The sequence below is a fragment of the Pseudoalteromonas sp. K222D genome (assembly GCF_017653575.1).
In the GTDB taxonomy this organism is placed as follows: domain Bacteria; phylum Pseudomonadota; class Gammaproteobacteria; order Enterobacterales; family Alteromonadaceae; genus Pseudoalteromonas; species Pseudoalteromonas nigrifaciens.
In genome coordinates, this window is the sequence record NZ_JAGGDL010000023.1 from 1 (window position 1) to 17219 (window position 17219).

16 protein-coding genes are annotated in these 17219 nt (G+C 39.8%); 6 read left to right on the forward strand and 10 right to left on the reverse strand.

The annotated features are described in order from the left end of the window. Positions 1-161: 161 nt before the first annotated feature. The 6 genes from J5X91_RS11970 to tkt form a co-directional block, all read right to left on the reverse strand. Positions 162-476 (reverse strand): type II toxin-antitoxin system MqsA family antitoxin, encoded by a 315-nt coding sequence (locus J5X91_RS11970; RefSeq protein WP_208834920.1) that lies wholly within the window; start codon positions 474-476, stop codon positions 162-164. Further along, on the reverse strand, positions 463-795 hold the full coding sequence (locus tag J5X91_RS11975; protein WP_208834921.1) for a type II toxin-antitoxin system RelE/ParE family toxin: 333 nt from the start codon (positions 793-795) through the stop codon (positions 463-465). Before J5X91_RS11975 ends, J5X91_RS11970 begins: the two co-directional genes overlap by 14 nt. Positions 796-864: 69 nt before the next feature. After that, entirely contained in the window at positions 865-2097 is a 1233-nt protein-coding gene (locus J5X91_RS11980; RefSeq protein ID WP_208834922.1) for a divalent metal cation transporter, read from the reverse strand. A 152-nt stretch (positions 2098-2249) separates the two neighbouring features. Continuing rightward, the gene (gene raiA / locus J5X91_RS11985; RefSeq protein ID WP_011327370.1) at positions 2250-2606 is read right to left on the reverse strand and encodes a ribosome-associated translation inhibitor RaiA; all 357 of its coding nucleotides are present in this window, start codon (positions 2604-2606) and stop codon (positions 2250-2252) included. 201 nt (positions 2607-2807) lie between these two features. Further along, on the reverse strand, positions 2808-3122 hold the full coding sequence (locus J5X91_RS11990) for a pyrimidine/purine nucleoside phosphorylase (protein WP_011327369.1): 315 nt from the start codon (positions 3120-3122) through the stop codon (positions 2808-2810). Positions 3123-3307: 185 nt separating this feature from the next. Next, positions 3308-5299, reverse strand: coding sequence for a transketolase (gene tkt / locus J5X91_RS11995; RefSeq protein WP_086997883.1), 1992 nt, complete (start codon positions 5297-5299; stop codon positions 3308-3310). A gap of 303 nt (positions 5300-5602) precedes the next feature. Here tkt and metK point away from each other — a divergent pair, with 303 nt between their 5' ends. From metK to serA, 5 genes are all read left to right on the forward strand, one after another. Further along, positions 5603-6754 (forward strand): methionine adenosyltransferase, encoded by a 1152-nt coding sequence (gene metK / locus J5X91_RS12000; RefSeq protein WP_011327367.1) that lies wholly within the window; start codon positions 5603-5605, stop codon positions 6752-6754. Between the two features lie 152 nt (positions 6755-6906). Next, positions 6907-7458 (forward strand): hypothetical protein, encoded by a 552-nt coding sequence (locus J5X91_RS12005; protein ID WP_208834923.1) that lies wholly within the window; start codon positions 6907-6909, stop codon positions 7456-7458. A 20-nt stretch (positions 7459-7478) separates the two neighbouring features. After that, positions 7479-8075, forward strand: coding sequence for a 5-formyltetrahydrofolate cyclo-ligase (locus tag J5X91_RS12010; RefSeq protein ID WP_089367824.1), 597 nt, complete (start codon positions 7479-7481; stop codon positions 8073-8075). A gap of 52 nt (positions 8076-8127) precedes the next feature. Then, the gene (gene rpiA, locus J5X91_RS12015) at positions 8128-8781 is read left to right on the forward strand and encodes a ribose-5-phosphate isomerase RpiA (RefSeq protein WP_089368934.1); all 654 of its coding nucleotides are present in this window, start codon (positions 8128-8130) and stop codon (positions 8779-8781) included. 9 nt (positions 8782-8790) lie between these two features. Next, complete coding sequence (gene serA, locus J5X91_RS12020) at positions 8791-10020, forward strand: phosphoglycerate dehydrogenase (RefSeq protein WP_011327363.1); 1230 nt, start codon at positions 8791-8793, stop codon at positions 10018-10020. Positions 10021-10123: 103 nt separating this feature from the next. Here serA and J5X91_RS12025 read toward each other — a convergent pair whose 3' ends face one another. From J5X91_RS12025 to radA, 3 genes are all read right to left on the reverse strand, one after another. After that, positions 10124-10702 carry a TMEM175 family protein gene (locus J5X91_RS12025; RefSeq protein ID WP_011327362.1) on the reverse strand — a complete coding sequence of 193 codons (579 nt, stop codon included), beginning with the start codon at positions 10700-10702 and terminating at the stop codon, positions 10124-10126. Positions 10703-10951: 249 nt separating this feature from the next. Then, positions 10952-11884, reverse strand: coding sequence for a hypothetical protein (locus J5X91_RS12030; RefSeq protein ID WP_089367823.1), 933 nt, complete (start codon positions 11882-11884; stop codon positions 10952-10954). A gap of 81 nt (positions 11885-11965) precedes the next feature. Further along, entirely contained in the window at positions 11966-13351 is a 1386-nt protein-coding gene (gene radA / locus J5X91_RS12035) for a DNA repair protein RadA (RefSeq protein ID WP_011327360.1), read from the reverse strand. Between the two features lie 365 nt (positions 13352-13716). Between radA and J5X91_RS12040 the strand changes: the two genes are divergently transcribed. Next, positions 13717-16194: a PilZ domain-containing protein gene (locus J5X91_RS12040; RefSeq protein WP_197182196.1), complete on the forward strand. Its 2478-nt coding sequence runs from the start codon at positions 13717-13719 to the stop codon at positions 16192-16194. On the opposite strand, the gene serB is transcribed toward J5X91_RS12040, so the two are convergent. After that, on the reverse strand, positions 16191-17219 hold the full coding sequence (serB, locus tag J5X91_RS12045) for a phosphoserine phosphatase SerB (RefSeq protein WP_208834924.1): 1029 nt from the start codon (positions 17217-17219) through the stop codon (positions 16191-16193). The two genes, J5X91_RS12040 and serB, sit on opposite strands and share 4 nt — an antisense overlap.

Genomic DNA, 17219 nt, shown 5'->3' on the forward strand with positions numbered 1-17219 from the left:
TTTTACCGACCTAATGCCGTGGAATGTGCAGCTAGACTTCGATTATAGCTAAGCGCACTGCTTAAATGCGCGCTTACGAATAAAGTTAAAAAGCCAGAAACATCCATTTATTGCCTACCGTCTTGTTCAAATCTATTTCATATCTCAAAGTGTGCGAAGCTCTACAACTCAGCTATATGGTTCAATGTCTCAGGATGGCGCTGCACAAGCTTTAGCAGAGTAATTGCTTGCCCATTAGGCGCGCTGCGCCCTTGCTCCCAGTTTTCAAGCGTTCTCGCTGATGTATGTAAAATGCTTGCAAATACCCCACGCGACATATTAAATTCTTCTCGAATATTTACTATTTCATCAGGTGAAATAGCAAGGTCGTTAAACTCATTTACTGTATGAGTACGCAATGTAAGTTTGCCTTGTGAATGTGCTTTAGCATCAACAAGGGCTGTAGTTAATTCTGAAAATAAATCACGTTTGCTCATTTTGCCATACCTCTAAAAACTCTTTTAATTGTTTTTTATGTTCTGCTGTTAAATCTGTCACTTCGTTTTTACTATAGATAGTTAGTAAGTAAAAACGTGTTTTATCGTCCAAGTAATAATATATAACTCTTGAGCCGCCGCGTTTACCTTTCCCCTTGCTCGCAACTCGTATTTTACGTAAGCCGCCTGTACCTTGAATCACATCGCCCTGTTTTGGGTTAACCATTAGATCTGCTTGAAATAAACGATATTCGTCGTCATTCAAGTACTGTGATCGGTACTTTTCAAATAAAATTGATTCAACAAATAGGCTTTTCATACACTTAAGTATACGCAAATAGCGTACAAATACAATGTACGCTAATTTATTATTTTATTGAGTTTTTACTCACATCATCATCCACACTACAAATGCCACAGAAAAACCGACCAAGTACAGTAATCCTACCCAGCTTAGACTTTTAAGTAGTACGCCGTGTTTAATGCTGGGCTCGGAGCGCACTAGGCTAAAGTTAAGCCATGCAAATATAGGAGTGGTTACAAATGACAGTGTCATGGCAAAGGTAAGCATAGGACCTAAGGCTGATTCAAAAAATAAAATAACCGCCATACCAGCAAGTGCTTGCAGTATTAGCCATGTGTTTAAGCTGTGTTTTGATTGCTTAAAACCAAGTAATTTATGCGATTCGTTTAAAGTACGCGCATAACCATCTAGTACCGTTAATGTGGTGCCAAACATACATAAAAAAGCGATGGCTGATACTAGCGGCCTTGCCCACTCGCCAATGGTAAGTGCGTACATATCAATAAGCTGTTTGGCAAAAGCGACCCCACCGAGTTCTATATTACTGCTTTGCCCGTATTGCACTAATACACCTAAGCTAAAAAACACCAGCGCTAAGCCTGCGGTTAACCAGTAACCCACGTTAAAGTCGAATAAGCCTTCGCGTTTAGATATTGTTTGTTGTGCTTGTTTTTCTTTTAACCACAGTGAGCTAAGTGCGGATATTTCAATGGGGGCGGGCATCCAGCCCATTAGTGCCACCATAAAGCTAAGCATGGCTAACTCATACGGCGAAGGGCCTACATAGTCAGCAGGTGCCATTGGGCCATTACTAAAGGCAATAGCAAGTGCTATTAATGTTGCTAATGTAAGTAGCCCCATAATGCCTTTTGCCACGTTATCTAGCGCTTTAAAGTGCCCTAGCAAAAGTATGGTTAAGCACACGCCAAGTAAAATCCAACACAGCAGTGTTATTTCTATTGTGATAGGTAGTGCGTAATGCAACAAGCTTGCGGTGAGTAATAATACGCCTGCGGTATTAACGATAGCAGCAACAACATTTAGGACAATGAAGCTGTAAAAATAAAATGGCCCTTTGCTTTTATAACCCTCTACTAGGCTATTTTTGGTAGCGAGTGTGTACTCCATGCCAAAGCGAAAAAATGGGTACTTTAAAACGTTTACTACTAAAATAAGCCAAAATAATTGCCAGCCAAATATGGCTCCCGCTTGGGTTGATGCCACTAAATGTGAACCACCAATTGCAGCGGTTGCCATTAGAATTCCCGGCCCCAATGCATTTAAGCGAGTTTGCCAATTTGATACTACAGAGCGCATGTGTGTACTTACTGTTTATTTATAATAATGAATAAATTACAGAGTTTTAACGCAAAATGAAAGCTGAAAAGTATTAATAAATGAGGGGGTAAAACGAAGCTAATAAATAATGGTTTTAGGCCCTAAAAGTTAGGGCCTAAACTCTAAAAACGTTAACGAAGATCCATCTCTTGGATGATTTCGTGTGCAATTTCTGGGGTTGTTATTTCTGGTTTTTCATGCAAATTAGCTTTAATTTGCCCTTTGCGATGTTTTAGTGACGTATCTAGTTTTTTTGCGGCACTACTAATTGCTGGATACAGCACTTCGTTTTCGCCCTTAACCGATATACGTGCACCTTCGTAAATAGTGCTAATTTCCGCTTGAAGCTTGTTGTGAACTTTAGAAAGAATAATGTCGAGCGCGATCAAAGATGGAAAGTGATTCGCTATTTTTGAAAACTTTTCGTTTACGTGTTCTCTAATTGAATCAGTAACGTCAACATGGTGACCTGTAAGATTAATTTTCATTTTATATCCTTTTATGTGTTACTTCATAGTTAGTATTGGGGGCAATATGAATTAACACAAGGAGAAATGTAACTATTTAAGCAAATATTTGTTAGTAAAGCTGATTTAGATCACTCACTGAGCATTAAACATGCAAAAGCCCGCATTATACGGGCTCTTTAAGCGGTTAAATAACATACTAACCGCGTTGTATTTGTGCTATTAATCTGTGTATGAACAGCAATAATCAGCAAAATCGCTTACTTTTACCTTAAAGCTTACGTTTGCATCAACATTAAATGATTCGCCCGCATTAAATGTTTTCCACTCGCTTTCACCTGGCAATAAAATATCCCACTGCCCTGCTAATAATTCCATACATTCTTTTTGGTTAGTGTCGAACACAAACTCACCTGGTTGCATAAAGCCTAATGTTTTTGCTTCACCACTGCCTAATAAAACAGTTCGGCTTGACACTTTGCCATCAAAATACACATTGGCTTTTTTAATTACACTAACATTTTCGAACTTTGACATATTTAGCTCCTGCTAATAATTTAAGATTTTTATTTATAAATTTTATCGCACTACCTTGCCTGATAGCTTACTTTCTTGCAAGGAAAGCAGTATTGCTTTAAGTGAAGTTGTTTCATATTCGTGCATAAAAAAACCCGCAACATATGCGGGTTTTTCAATTGCTTACTTTATTTAATCAAAGGCGATTAAAAAAGTTCGTTTGCTTTGTTTACTATGTTCTCAACAGTAAAGCCAAAGTGCTCAAACAGCTCACCTGCAGGCGCTGACTCACCAAAGGTAGTCATACCTACTACTGCGCCATTTAGGCCAACGTACTTGTACCAGTAATCAGCAATACCTGCTTCTACTGCTACGCGGCGTGAAACAGATGCTGGCAATACGCTTTCTTTGTATGCTGCGCTTTGCGTTTCAAAAACATCAGTACACGGCATAGATACAACACGTACCTTTTTACCTTGCTTGCGTAGTTCGCTTGCAGAATCTTGTGCTAGTTGCACTTCAGAACCCGTTGCAATGAAAATAAGCTCTGGATTGCCGTCGCAGCTAAGGATGTAACCACCCTTTTTAACGTCGCTCAGTTGCTGTGCGTTACGTGCTTGTTGCTCTAAACCTTGGCGAGTAAAGATTAGTGATGTAGGACCGTCTTTACGCTCAATAGCTTGTTGCCATGCAATTGCCGACTCCACTTGGTCACATGGACGCCAGTTGTATAAGTTAGGCGTTAAACGCATGCTTGCAATTTGCTCTACTGGTTGGTGAGTTGGACCATCTTCACCTAAACCAATTGAATCGTGCGTGTATACAAAAATGCTTGGTTGCTTCATTAATGCAGCCATACGTACGGCATTTTTTGCATATTCAACAAACATTAAGAACGTAGCACCGTAAGGAATAAAGCCTTTATGCAGCGCAATACCATTCATAATTGCCGACATACCAAACTCACGTACACCGTAATAAATGTAGTTACCGCTTGCATCGTCGCGTGTTAAGCCTTTAGAGCCATCCCAAATTGTTAGGTTTGAGCCAGCTAAATCGGCAGAGCCACCCATAAACTCTGGTAATATCGGGCCAAATGCGTTTAATGCATTTTGCGACGCTTTACGCGATGCAGGGTTTGCAGGGTTTGCTTGCAGCTCTTCAATGTACGCTTGAGATTTTGCAGCCCAATCGCCTGGCAGTTCGTTGTTAATACGACGCTTGTATTCTGACGCTAGCTCTGGGTATGCTTTTGCGTATGCTGCAAATTTTTCGTCCCAGCTTGATTCAAGCTGTTGGCCTTTTTCTTTGCTATCCCATTGTGCATAAATGTCTGCAGGGATTTCGAATGCATCGCCAGTCCAACCTAAAAATTCGCGAGACGCTTTAATTTCGTCCTCACCTAGTGGTGCACCATGGCAGTCGTGGCTACCCGACTTATTAGGTGAGCCGTAACCAATAATTGTTTTACAACAAATTAGTGATGGCTTATCGGTAACACTTTTAGCTTCTGCGATTGCAGCACTTATAGCATCGCTGTCGTGGCCATCAACACCGCTAATTACATGCCAACCGTATGCTTTAAAGCGAGCTGGCGTATCATCGGTAAACCAACCTTCTACTTCGCCATCGATTGAAATGCCGTTGTCATCCCAAAATGCAACAAGTTTACCTAGGCCTAATGTGCCTGCAAGTGAACCTGCTTCATGAGAAATACCTTCCATTAAGCAGCCGTCGCCCATAAATGCATAGGTAAAGTGATCAACAATATCGTGACCTTCACGGTTAAACTGTGCAGCTAGCGCTTTTTCGGCAATTGCCATACCTACTGCGTTAGTGATCCCTTGACCTAACGGGCCCGTAGTAGTTTCGATTCCTGGTGCATAACCGTACTCTGGGTGACCAGGTGTTTTTGAATGCATTTGACGGAAGTTTTTAATTTCGTCTAACGGTAAATCATAACCCGTTAAATGTAATAAAGAATAAATAAGCATTGAACCGTGGCCGTTCGATAATATAAAGCGATCTCGGTCAGCCCATTCTGGGTTTGTTGGGTTATGTTTTAGATAATCGCGCCATAATACTTCTGCGATATCTGCCATGCCCATAGGGGCTCCAGGATGACCAGATTTGGCCTTTTGTACTGCGTCCATTGACAAGACACGAATAGCATTTGCAAGTTCTTTGCGAGATGGCATGAATTCTCCTACCTTAATATATTTTTGCGCGGGTATTTATGTATTCGATTATGCCGCCGTATAACTTGGCGACTAGTGTATAGTCCATTCTTACTTATTGTAGGGGCGGTGTGCAATTAAAAACCCATAATAATAGGTCATTATGAATATTTTTTGAGACCGAAAAGTTATTAAATATTTTATTTAGACGTCTAGGCGTAAAAACACTATGCAAGGTGTTTTGTTTTCGATAAAATACGCCCCTTAATTTTTAAGCGCTAATACCGACGTTTGTGAAGCGCAATATTTGTGAGCAGAAATACAATGGCAAAACATTTATTTACTTCTGAATCTGTTTCTGAAGGTCATCCGGATAAAATCGCCGATCAAATCTCTGATGCGGTACTTGATGCTATCCTTGAGCAAGATTCTCATGCCCGAGTTGCGTGTGAAACTTACGTAAAAACCGGTATGGTTATGGTTGGTGGTGAAATCACTACTAGCGCATGGGTTGATATCGAAGAAATTACACGTAAAACAATTCGCGACATTGGCTACACTAATTCAGATATGGGTTTTGATGCAGATTCATGTGCAATTTTAAACACTATTGGTAAACAGTCTCCTGACATTAACCAAGGTGTTGACCGTACTAGCCCAGAAGAACAAGGCGCTGGCGATCAAGGCTTAATGTTTGGTTACGCATGTAACGAAACTGAAGTACTAATGCCTGCTCCTATTACCTACTCACACCGTTTAGTGCAGCGCCAAGCACAGGTTCGTAAAAGCGGCGAGCTTAACTGGTTACGCCCAGATGCAAAATCACAAGTTACGTTTGCATACGAAAACGGCAAGCCAGTAGGTATTGATGCTGTTGTACTTTCTACGCAGCACAGCGAAGATATTTCACAAAAAGATTTAATCGAAGCGGTGATGGAAACTATCATCAAGCCGGTACTTCCTGCTGAGCTAATTACTAGCGCGACTAAGTTTTTTATTAACCCAACAGGTCGCTTTGTAATTGGCGGACCAATGGGCGATTGTGGCTTAACCGGTCGTAAAATCATTGTAGATACCTACGGCGGCATGGCTCGTCACGGTGGCGGTGCTTTCTCTGGTAAAGATCCATCAAAAGTTGACCGTAGTGCTGCCTATGCTGCACGTTATGTTGCTAAAAACATTGTTGCTGCTGGCCTTGCTGATAAGTGTGAGCTACAAGTATCGTACGCTATTGGTATTGCAGAGCCTACGTCTATAAGCGTAGAAACCTTTGGTACCAGCAAGCTAGAAGAAAGCCGTTTAATTGAGCTTATTCGTGAGCACTTTGACTTGCGCCCTTACGGTTTAATTAAAATGCTTGATTTAGAACGCCCTATCTACCTTCCAACGGCGGCTTACGGCCACTTTGGTCGTGAAGAGTTCCCTTGGGAGCGTACTGATAAAGCAGAAGCACTTCGCGCTGCTGCTGGCCTTTAAGCCAACATACTATTAAAAATATAAACGGCCCTTTTAAGGGTCGTTTTTATATCTAAAGCTTATTATTCAAGCCGTGAAACATAAATCACTCTCGAATTGTTTTGCACTTTCGGTATATACTCGTTTTACTATAAAAGCTTAGGGAATTAAAAATGGCCGACAACTTTCGTGTTACCTTTGTAGGACTCGCTGAGGGCGTTGACAGCAAAGCTGTTACTGCCATGCTTGCTACTAAATTAAAAACATCAAATGAAAAAGTGTCGCTTTTTTTTAATGGTAAACCGCTATTTGTGCCAAGCAATAAAGACAAAGCCCTAAAGCAAGCCAAACTACTTGCCAGCTTAGGTATTAAAAGTAAGCTGCAGGCTGTTACCAACCCTAATCAAAATACTCAACTGACAAGTGCAACGAGTAGCCAGCGCGATGACAGAATTTTTGATGCGCTTGATTACATTACCAGTAGCTTAATTCGCCTTGAAGAAAAACTAGACGAGCTTGAACAGCGCCTACCCGAGGTTGAAGCCACAGCAATTACCGATGAACACATAGAGTGGCAAGACGATGATCTTATGCTTGATGATGAGTTGCTCACGCCACTGCAAAAACGCAGTAATGTGTTGTTATATTCACTCATAGCAACTGTGGTTACTTTGCTTATTTTATTAGCAATATATTTAACCGTCCCTAACTTATTCTCTTTTTAATTACGGGGTGAAATCCTAAAGTGAGCAATAAACGTGCAACAATAAGAGCGTCTGTCCGCGAACTGCGTAATAATTTATCAAGTAACCAACAATTAATTGCCGCCCAATCGCTAAAAGTGAATTTTATTCAATACTTAAATGGCAAAAAAAACACTAAAAAAGAGCATATTGCCATTTATTTTAGTAACGACGGCGAGTTAGATACCTCATTGTTAATTAATGAATTATGGGATAAAGGGCACACCCTTTACCTACCTGTAATCCACCCCTTTAACGGGGCTAATTTACTATTTCAGCGTTATGAAAAAAACTCACCCATGAAGGCAAACCGCTATGGTATCTTGGAACCTAAGCTCAATTGTACTCAAATATGCCCGTTACCAGAGCTTGATTACCTACTTATGCCATTAGTGGCATTTGATAACCAAGGTAATCGCTTAGGAATGGGGGGTGGGTTTTACGATCGGACATTGGCGCGGCTACACCAGCAACACTGGCAAAAGCCGCAACTTATTGGTTTAGCACATGAATGCCAAAAAGTAACAGCTTTACCCATAGAATCATGGGATGTGCCACTTAAAACAATTATCACCCCAAATAAAACCTACTGTTGGTAAAGCGTTACTTTGTATACCAGCAGAAATTTTTGACATAAATGAGCATAAAACAATGACACAAGACGAATTAAAAAAAGCAGCTGCTTGGGCAGCGTTAGAGTTTGTAAAAGAGAACACTATTGTAGGCGTAGGTACAGGCTCAACGGTTAATCACTTTATTGATGCACTAGGCTCAATAAAAGACACCATTAAAGGTGCAGTTTCTAGTTCAGAAGCCTCAACAGCTCGTTTAAAAGCGCTAGGCATTGAAGTATTTGAACTTAATGACGTTGATGTTTTAGATGTATACGTTGACGGCGCTGATGAAATTAACGCCCATAACGAAATGATTAAAGGCGGCGGTGCAGCCCTTACTCGTGAAAAAATAGTAGCAGCGGTAGCTAAACAATTTGTGTGCATTGTAGATGACACCAAATTAGTAGCAACCTTGGGTGGTTTTCCACTGCCGGTTGAAGTTATACCCATGGCACGCAGTTACGTAGCACGCGAATTATTAAAACTTGGCGGTGATCCTGTGTATCGCCAAGGTGTAGTTACCGATAACGGTAACGTTATTTTAGATGTACATAATTTAAAAATTACCCAAGCTAAACAACTTGAAACACAAATTAATCAAATTGTTGGCGTAGTTACCAACGGCCTATTCGCAGAGCGTGGCGCTGATAAAGTGATTATCGGCACTAAAAATGGGCCACAAATTAAATAGGATGAGGTTATGAGTAAGGTATCGTTGGCAAAAGACAAAATTAAAATTCTTTTGCTTGAAGGTGTTCACCAAAGCGCTGTTGAAACGCTAAAACGTAACGGTTATAGCAACATCGACTATGTTAAAACATCCTTACCTGAGGACGAGCTAAAAGAACGTATTAAAGACGTACACTTTGTGGGGCTTCGTTCTCGTACTCATATTAACCAAGCTGTGTTAGAAGCAGCTGAAAAGCTCGTTGCGGTTGGCTGTTTTTGTATTGGCACCAACCAGGTTGACTTAAATGCGGCGCGCGAACGTGGTATTGCTGTATTTAACGCACCATTTTCTAACACCCGCTCGGTTGCAGAGCTTGTACTTGGTGAAATACTGTTGCTATTACGCGGTATTCCACAGCGTAATGCTGCTGCACATCGTGGCGGCTGGTTAAAAACCGCAAACGGCTCGTTTGAAGCGCGTGGTAAAACATTGGGTATTATTGGCTATGGCCACATTGGTACCCAGTTAGGTATTATGGCCGAAAATATTGGTATGCATGTTGAGTTTTACGATATTGAAGATAAGTTATCACTTGGCAACGCTAAGCAAGTACATAATTTAACTCAGCTATTACAACGCTCTGATATTATTACTTTACATGTACCTGAAACCCCACAAACTAAGAACCTTATTGGCACTGCCGAACTTGCGGTTATGAAACAAGGCGCTATTTTAATTAATGCGTCTCGCGGTACTGTAGTTGATATTGATGCATTGGCAGAAGCGCTTACCGACAAAAAACTCAGCGGCGCAGCAATCGATGTGTTCCCGGTTGAGCCTAAATCTAACGATGAAGAGTTTGTATCGCCACTGCGTAATTTCGACAATGTTATTTTAACGCCGCACATTGGTGGCTCAACTCAAGAAGCGCAAGAAAACATTGGTATTGAAGTAGCTGGAAAACTAGCTAAATACTCAGATAACGGCTCAACTATTACTGCTGTTAACTTCCCTGAGGTTTCACTACCAGAGCTTGCTAATCGTAGTCGCTTACTGCATGTACATCACAACCGTCCAGGCGTATTAACACAAATAAACCAAGCGTTTGCGCAGCACGGTATTAACATTGCCGCGCAGTACCTACAAACGGATGAGTCAATTGGTTATGTAGTTATTGATGTAGATACCGACCACTCAGAAGTTGCCCTTAAAGAGCTAAGCGCTGTTGAAGGCACGATAAGAGCACGTATTCTGCACTAACTAATTTAAGTTTTAGAAAATTTTAAGCCGCGTTTGCTTTATAACAAACGCGGCTTTTTTATTGCCCTACTTAGCGGTAAAACTAATTAAAAGAGTAATAAATTTAATTTTGATTAACGGCCTGCTCTATTCTTTTATCTGGTACTAACCATAACAGCGCCACTGCCACATATATTACTTGTGCTAACCATGGTGCTACAAATGCTACGCCTACTGCCGATAAGTAGAGCGCCATAGACACTTTGCCTTTCCAGTCTGCACCGATTGCTTTGCGCAATACAGAGCTGCAGCCATCTGTCGCCATTATGCTGCGTTGTAAAATATTATACGCAATCGCCGCCATAAACAGCACGGCACCATAAGTCGCGGTAGGTAGCGGCTCAAAGTGATTACCTCCCATCCAACTGGTCGAAAACGGGAATAATGATAACCAAAAAAGTAAATTTAAATTTGACCACAATACCCCACCCGAAACACTGCCAGCAGCGTGTAATAAATGATGATGGTTATTCCAGTAAATCCCTACGTATACAAAACTTAAAACATAGCTAAAAAAGTTAGGGAGCATAGGCACAAGTGCTTCAATTCCTGCGCCTTCAGGTATTTTTAGCTCCAATACCATAATGGTAATAATAATTGCCAACACACCATCACTAAAAGCTTCTAATCGACCTTTTCCCATCTGTAACCCCATTCAACTTTAAATAATTAGTTTGAGCCTTAATGGCTATTTAATATGATAAATAACAGTTTTTGTAGTAATGAATACTAACGATTAAATGAGTGCTGGTAAACTAATTGTTAATTTTGAGAGTTAAAACCTAGTCTAAACGCAAAATTTACGCATAAAAAAGCGCGAGTTAAACCCACGCTTTAATTATGTGTATCGTACTATCATTTTTAACTGATATCGCGATTGCTATAGCTACTTTTAGTCGCCTTTAACTTCTAGATTAATGTACTCTACAAGCTTTTCAGGCTGGCCTATTAGCATCATTATTTGTTGGTTAACTTCCATCATAGTTTTGCCTTCAGGTAGTTTTGCCGACACGCTAAATGAATTTAAGCCTTTAACAAAGCCGCTAATCGCTTCTGCAATTTCTTCAGTTACTGGCGCTTGCTGTAGCTGCTGCTCAACCATCATTTGCATTTGCTCAACACTCATACCTTGCTTAATAAGCTCGCTTTCTAGCAATGCTTTAAGCTCGCCTTGGTTATTAAGTTCAAAGTTAACACTGCGCGGCTCTAACTTACTCATAGCTTGCATTATTAGCGTTTGCTGCTGTAATTCTTGCTCATAAGTTAAAGGTTCACTGCCCGCTGCTTGCTGCGCTTTACTGATCGCAAGCGATGCATCCATAAGTGCTTGTGTGTTTGCCAGACCCATATTCATATTAAAGCTAACAATGTCTTTTGCATCTAACTTAACTACCACATCGCTGTCGCCCGATTTTTCATCGTAATCAAGTGATGAATGTAAATCGTAACTGGCCGACGCTAACATAGTATTTGTATCGGCTGGTAATTTAGCCACAAAGTCTTTATTAAATTGAAAGCTTTTTACATCAAATGTAGTGTGTGGTGAAATTTTATCGGTTTCGTAGCCTGTCACTTCAATGCTTTGAATACTGGCAACATTATCGCCTTCAGAACTAATGACTTCCATATTGCTAATTTCTACACTATTGGAAATAACACTAGCCGATAAGTCTGCATACTTAAATGTAGCGCCGGTTTGCTCGCTCACTAGTGCTAGTTGCTTATCTATTTCTGCACGTACTTCTTTAGTGGCTACGTGATTTGCATAACTTACGCCACCAACACCGGCAGCTACAATTGCTGCAGCTATAACTAACTTTTTCATGTTATTTCCTTATTTAAGTCTTTATATAAATTGTTTCAGCTCAAGAGTAACATTGCAGAACATCACCGATAAGCGTTTTTGCTAATTAATTAAACTAAGTAACTCATGTACTGTTTTTATCGGGGTGATCTTAGCGCCCAGCCCTTCCATTGATTTATGGTAATTACGAAATGGAATAAATATTTCCGTAAAGCCATGCTGCGCAGCTTCTTTAACGCGCGGTACGCCACTGTCTATTGGGCGTACGTCGCCATTTAAGCTCAGCTCTCCCATAATACAAGTGGTACGTGGCACCACAAAATCATTTAAGCTGCTAAGTAGCGCAGCAACCAACGCTAAATCTATACAGGTTTCTGATTCATCAATTTTTAAGCCACCCACTATATTAAAAAACGTATCGTGAAATATTTTAGTTTTTGTGTGCTTACGCAGTATGCCGGTGAGCATTTTTATTCGGTTCATGTTTAAACCAACGCAAACACGCTGCGGAAATTCCGCCTCAATCTCAGTGGTTAAACATTGAATTTCGAGTAATAAATTACGATTACCTTTACGAATACACGTAATTGCAGAGCCAGGTGAATCTGTAGTTGAGCCTGATAAAAATATTTCGCTGGGGTTATCAACGCTGAGCATACCGCGTTCGCACATTCTAAAAATACCGACTGTATCTATATCACCAAAGCGGTTTTTATTTGCTCGTAAGGTACGAATTTGCCCATCGTTAGTATCTATATGCAATAGTGCGTCAACTATATGCACCAGCGTTTGCGGACCAGCTATTTCGTTGTTTTTATTTACATGGGCAATAATGAACATAGTGACATCATTTTGCTTACAGTATTGCGTAAGTGCTTGCGCGGCACTTTTTACTTGCGAAGGCGAGCCTGGGCTACCGTTAGCTGTGTCGGTGACCACTGCTTGAATGGAGTCTATTACTGCAAACTTAATTTTATTTTTATCGAGTTCTTCAATGATGGTTTCAACACTGGTTTCGGAAAGTAAATAAAGCGCATCAGGGTTATAATTTAACTTTAAACGATTCACTCTGTTTTTAAACTGCGATAAAGATTCTTCTGCGGTACAGTAAAGTGAGGGCATGCGTTGTGACATTCGTGCCACTAAATCAGATAACAAGGTTGTTTTACCAGCCCCTGGATCGCCAGAGATTATATTAACTGACCCCGTTGTTACACCGCCACTTAAAACACGATCGAGCTCGCCAATTTCAGTTAACTGTTTTTCAGTTTCTGCGGTAGCAATATCATTAATTTTTTTAGAACCGCCACCAATCCCCCCAGCATAACCACCTACACTTACGCGTGCCGATGCTTTTTTACTTTGCCCTGCTGACGGTTTAAATTCTGCTAATGTGTTCCATGCACCACAGCGGCATTGACCTTGCCAACGTTGGTAGTTCATGCCACATTCGGTACAAACAAACTCTACTTTTGCCGCTTTAGCCATTTATAACTTTACCTACTATTCTTTAATTTTAAAAATACTTAATGTTAAGTGCTTATTTTACCATTTTAAACTTTCGCCTAACAATGAGTCATACCAACAAGATAATTTAGCACTACTATTATTATCTATAAATGCTGTTTTCTTTTTTACTATACTTTAGGGCATACTTATTGCTTGAATAATAGTTTAAAGTAACTTGCCAATAAATTGGTATTTAACACATAATAACAAGCGCTAAACTGTAGTTACTCGAATAATCGTACCTATATTAACAACAATAACACGATACGACATTTATTGAGTTTTCTAATAAATGGATTTAATAGTATACCTACTTTTTTAATTAGACGGTGATGGTTTTATAAATGGCTGAAGACATACTGCTCAAGCACGAAGATCTTATATCTGAATTAAAACATTATTTAGGCAACCCTAAATTTGATTTAATTTTTAAGTCTAAAATAGCTGGGCTTACAAAGCCTGAACAATTTTTAATGAAAATGGAAATGACACGCTTATCTCAGCCGATAGCGCGCTTTATTGACTTACGTGGTTTAGTGACTGGGCAGGTAAAGCCTTATGATCACAATGGCAAACAACATTTCATGGATGAAACAGCGATTGAAGTATTTGAAGCTGCGCTAAAACAACACGGTGGTTATACTCTCGCCGTTTATGAGGCAGTGATGAACACCGAAAATAATCATCGGGTGTTACAACGCAAAGCCACAGAAAAAATTGCAGAGCAAGCCATTGATGACTCCCTTAATACAAATATTATAAAGTTTGCCTCTTATGAAAACCGCCGTGAAGAGCGAATGAACTATTCAATTAAAGTAACGGTTGAGTACAACGACAAAAAAAGCATTGCTGCTAGCACTTCCGATATATCCCTCAGTGGTTGTAAAATAAAGCTAGCCACTCGTTATGTGCTAAAAAAAGGGCATTTAATCGCCATGCGTTTGGTAGGCCTAGAGCAAGACTTTGAGCTAGGTTTAAAAAATGGCATTCAGTATGAGGTTGTCGCCGTAGAAAATATTTCTAAAGAGTTTAATCATATTCGTTTAAAACGCACCTTTATTGAAAATAATGAAGCATTTGATAATTTTTTAGAAAGCTTTATCCACGGTAATAAACGTCGCTATAAAGTAAACCTTGATAATACGCTCGATGCTGTGGTTTCTAAGGGTTACGAGCAATACTATATTCCACGCGTCACCTCTTTATATGTATTTTTAAGTAAAAAAGACAATGTACTTTATCCTAGCTTAAGTCTAACCACCGAAAACAACATTTTTATTCAACGTTACTTTACCGATGAACGCCAAAACCCTTGTTTATACAGTGTGCTTAATGAGCAACGTATTAATGCATTACTTTTAAAACAGACTCCAGTTAAAGAAGATTATTTATATACTTTTACTCATATTTCAGCGGGCAAAATTTATTATTATTCTGCAACACGTAATGAGCTTGAACAAAACCCTCAGCTAAAAAACTTATTTTTAGCTTTTGGCAGTCAAAAAGACACCTGGCAGTGCTTTAAAATACAAATTATGCCAAGCCATCCAGATGACTCATTTATTCCTTTATCGTTACCAAACACTGTAAGTAAAAATATTGAAAAGCTCAATAAGCCGCCTTCTCCTCGGGTAGAAGGGTTAGTGAAAAATGTAAAATATATGGTGGTACTAACTGCTATTGGTAATAAAACTGAACAGCAACACTATCAGCAATTAAATTACGATAAAGCTTTGATTAATCAATTGAAGCATTTTGGCCATAGCAAAAGTAAGTCTGCGCCTTATTTAGATATTGTACCTTTAGAGTATGTAAATCTTCGCTCTGATAAGCGCTACTTATATAAAACGAATGTGTCGATTAGCGTAAACGATGAGGTAGTACATGGCCTTACTCGCGACTTTTCGGTTATGGGCTTGCAGCTTGAATGCAAACAACCAGTAAGCTTAAAAAAAGGCGACATTGTTTTACTCTCGTTTCCTGACTTACAAAAAATAACCAAAACATATCAGCTTAGTGAGCTAAAGTACGAAGTGATGGCTGTAAATAAGTCGTTCACTATTATTAATTTAAAAGCCAGCCGAGTTGCCGACTTACCCCATGCTGGAGTGCTGTTTTTTACGCAGTTAATTAACAGTAATAAAGATAAACTAAAAGTGTCAGAAGAAGCGCCTAAAGTGCCTGGGCTCTCTACAGCACTTAGAAATATGGTAACTAAAAGCGTTTGCCAGTTCCCACTTTATTTACATAAAGAAGGAGCGCACTTTAAAGCAGGTGCAATTGGCTTTGGCTTATACCCTAGCCCACTACATGTGCTTTTACAAAACTTTGGTTTGTTGGGTAATAAAACCGATTTATCGAGCATTATTACTGATGAGCAAATCGTTAATGTGATCACCCCACAGATAAAAGATCTTAGCCGCCAAGATCCGCCAAGCGCCTTTACACTTGTGATTAATTTTGATCCCCGTAAGGGCAGTATTTCAGAGTCTATTACCAGTTATTGCATAGCAGGTGAGGATTATAATGATTTTCAGGAACAAATAAGCAAAGGCTTAAAGTCGAATCTTATTTTTGTTATGCGCTTGTATATATCACGTACTGGACGCCCAGATACCGATTATTTATCTAACGAACTAAAATATGTGAGTCAATATGCGCTGCATAAAGCAAGGGAATTAGAAGAGGCATTGTGGTCTGTAGCGGGTGTCGGTGATATTGTCGATATCACCGAAGAAGCCTTAAGCCATTTAAAACTTGAACAGCAACAAGTTGACCAAATGGGTCGCCGCAAACTACTTTGGCTAAACCGCCTGCGTTAAACAGTAGCCTCACTATTTAATGGTATAGCTAGCATATACAGTAATTGTAATAACGAGCCTTGGCAAATAGCTGCTTGGGCTTGCTCAACCACTTTTGCTTTACCATGTACTGCTACACCTAGCCCTGCTGTTGCCATCATTTTTAAATCGTTAGCCCCATCGCCAATCGCCACTGTTTGCGACTTTATTAATCCCAGCTGTTGCTGTAATGACTCTAAAATAACGGCTTTTTGCTGTGCATCTACAATTGTGCCTAATACTTTACCTGTGAGCTTATTATCTTTAAATTCAAGCACATTAGCGTGTACTTCATCTAAATTGATTAACGCTTGTACTTGCTCTGCAAAGGGTACGAAACCACCCGACGCAATGGCTAAGTGCCACTGATGCTGTTTAAGTATTTGGCAAAGCATTTTAATACCCGGCATTAAAGGTAAATTATTTTTTAACTCATCTATTAAGCTTTTTTCAATTCCGGTAAGTTTAGCGACGCGCTGATTTAGGCTTTCACTAAAATCAAGCTTACCAGCCATTGCCAGTGCTGTTACCGAAGCAACCTCATCGTATACGTTAGCTAAGCGTGCAATTTCATCTATGCACTCAATAGTAATAGCGGTTGAATCCATATCCATTACCAATAAACCTGGCTCATACAAGTTGGGTGGGCAAGCTATTTGCACTAGCTGAAAATCAAGTGTGCTGGAAAATTGTTGTAATACTAGCGGGTTAATCGGCAGCTCTGCTTGCTTAATATAAAAACACAGTGCCGCTGGTAAACTTAAGTCGGGCTGATACCGGCAAAGCCCTGTAACGGTTTGATTATGCTTCGCAAAAAAATCTATTATGGCTTTAATATGGGTAATACTAAAATTGCCAGCAAAGGCAATACTAAATAAACCTTGGTGTTTATTAGGTAGGTTTTTTAACGGTAAAAACACCTCATCCTGATAGCTAAACCATTTATTTAATACTAACTGCGTTAATGGTTGCTCAGCACCAGGCTGTGCCATGTTCGTTTGCGACAT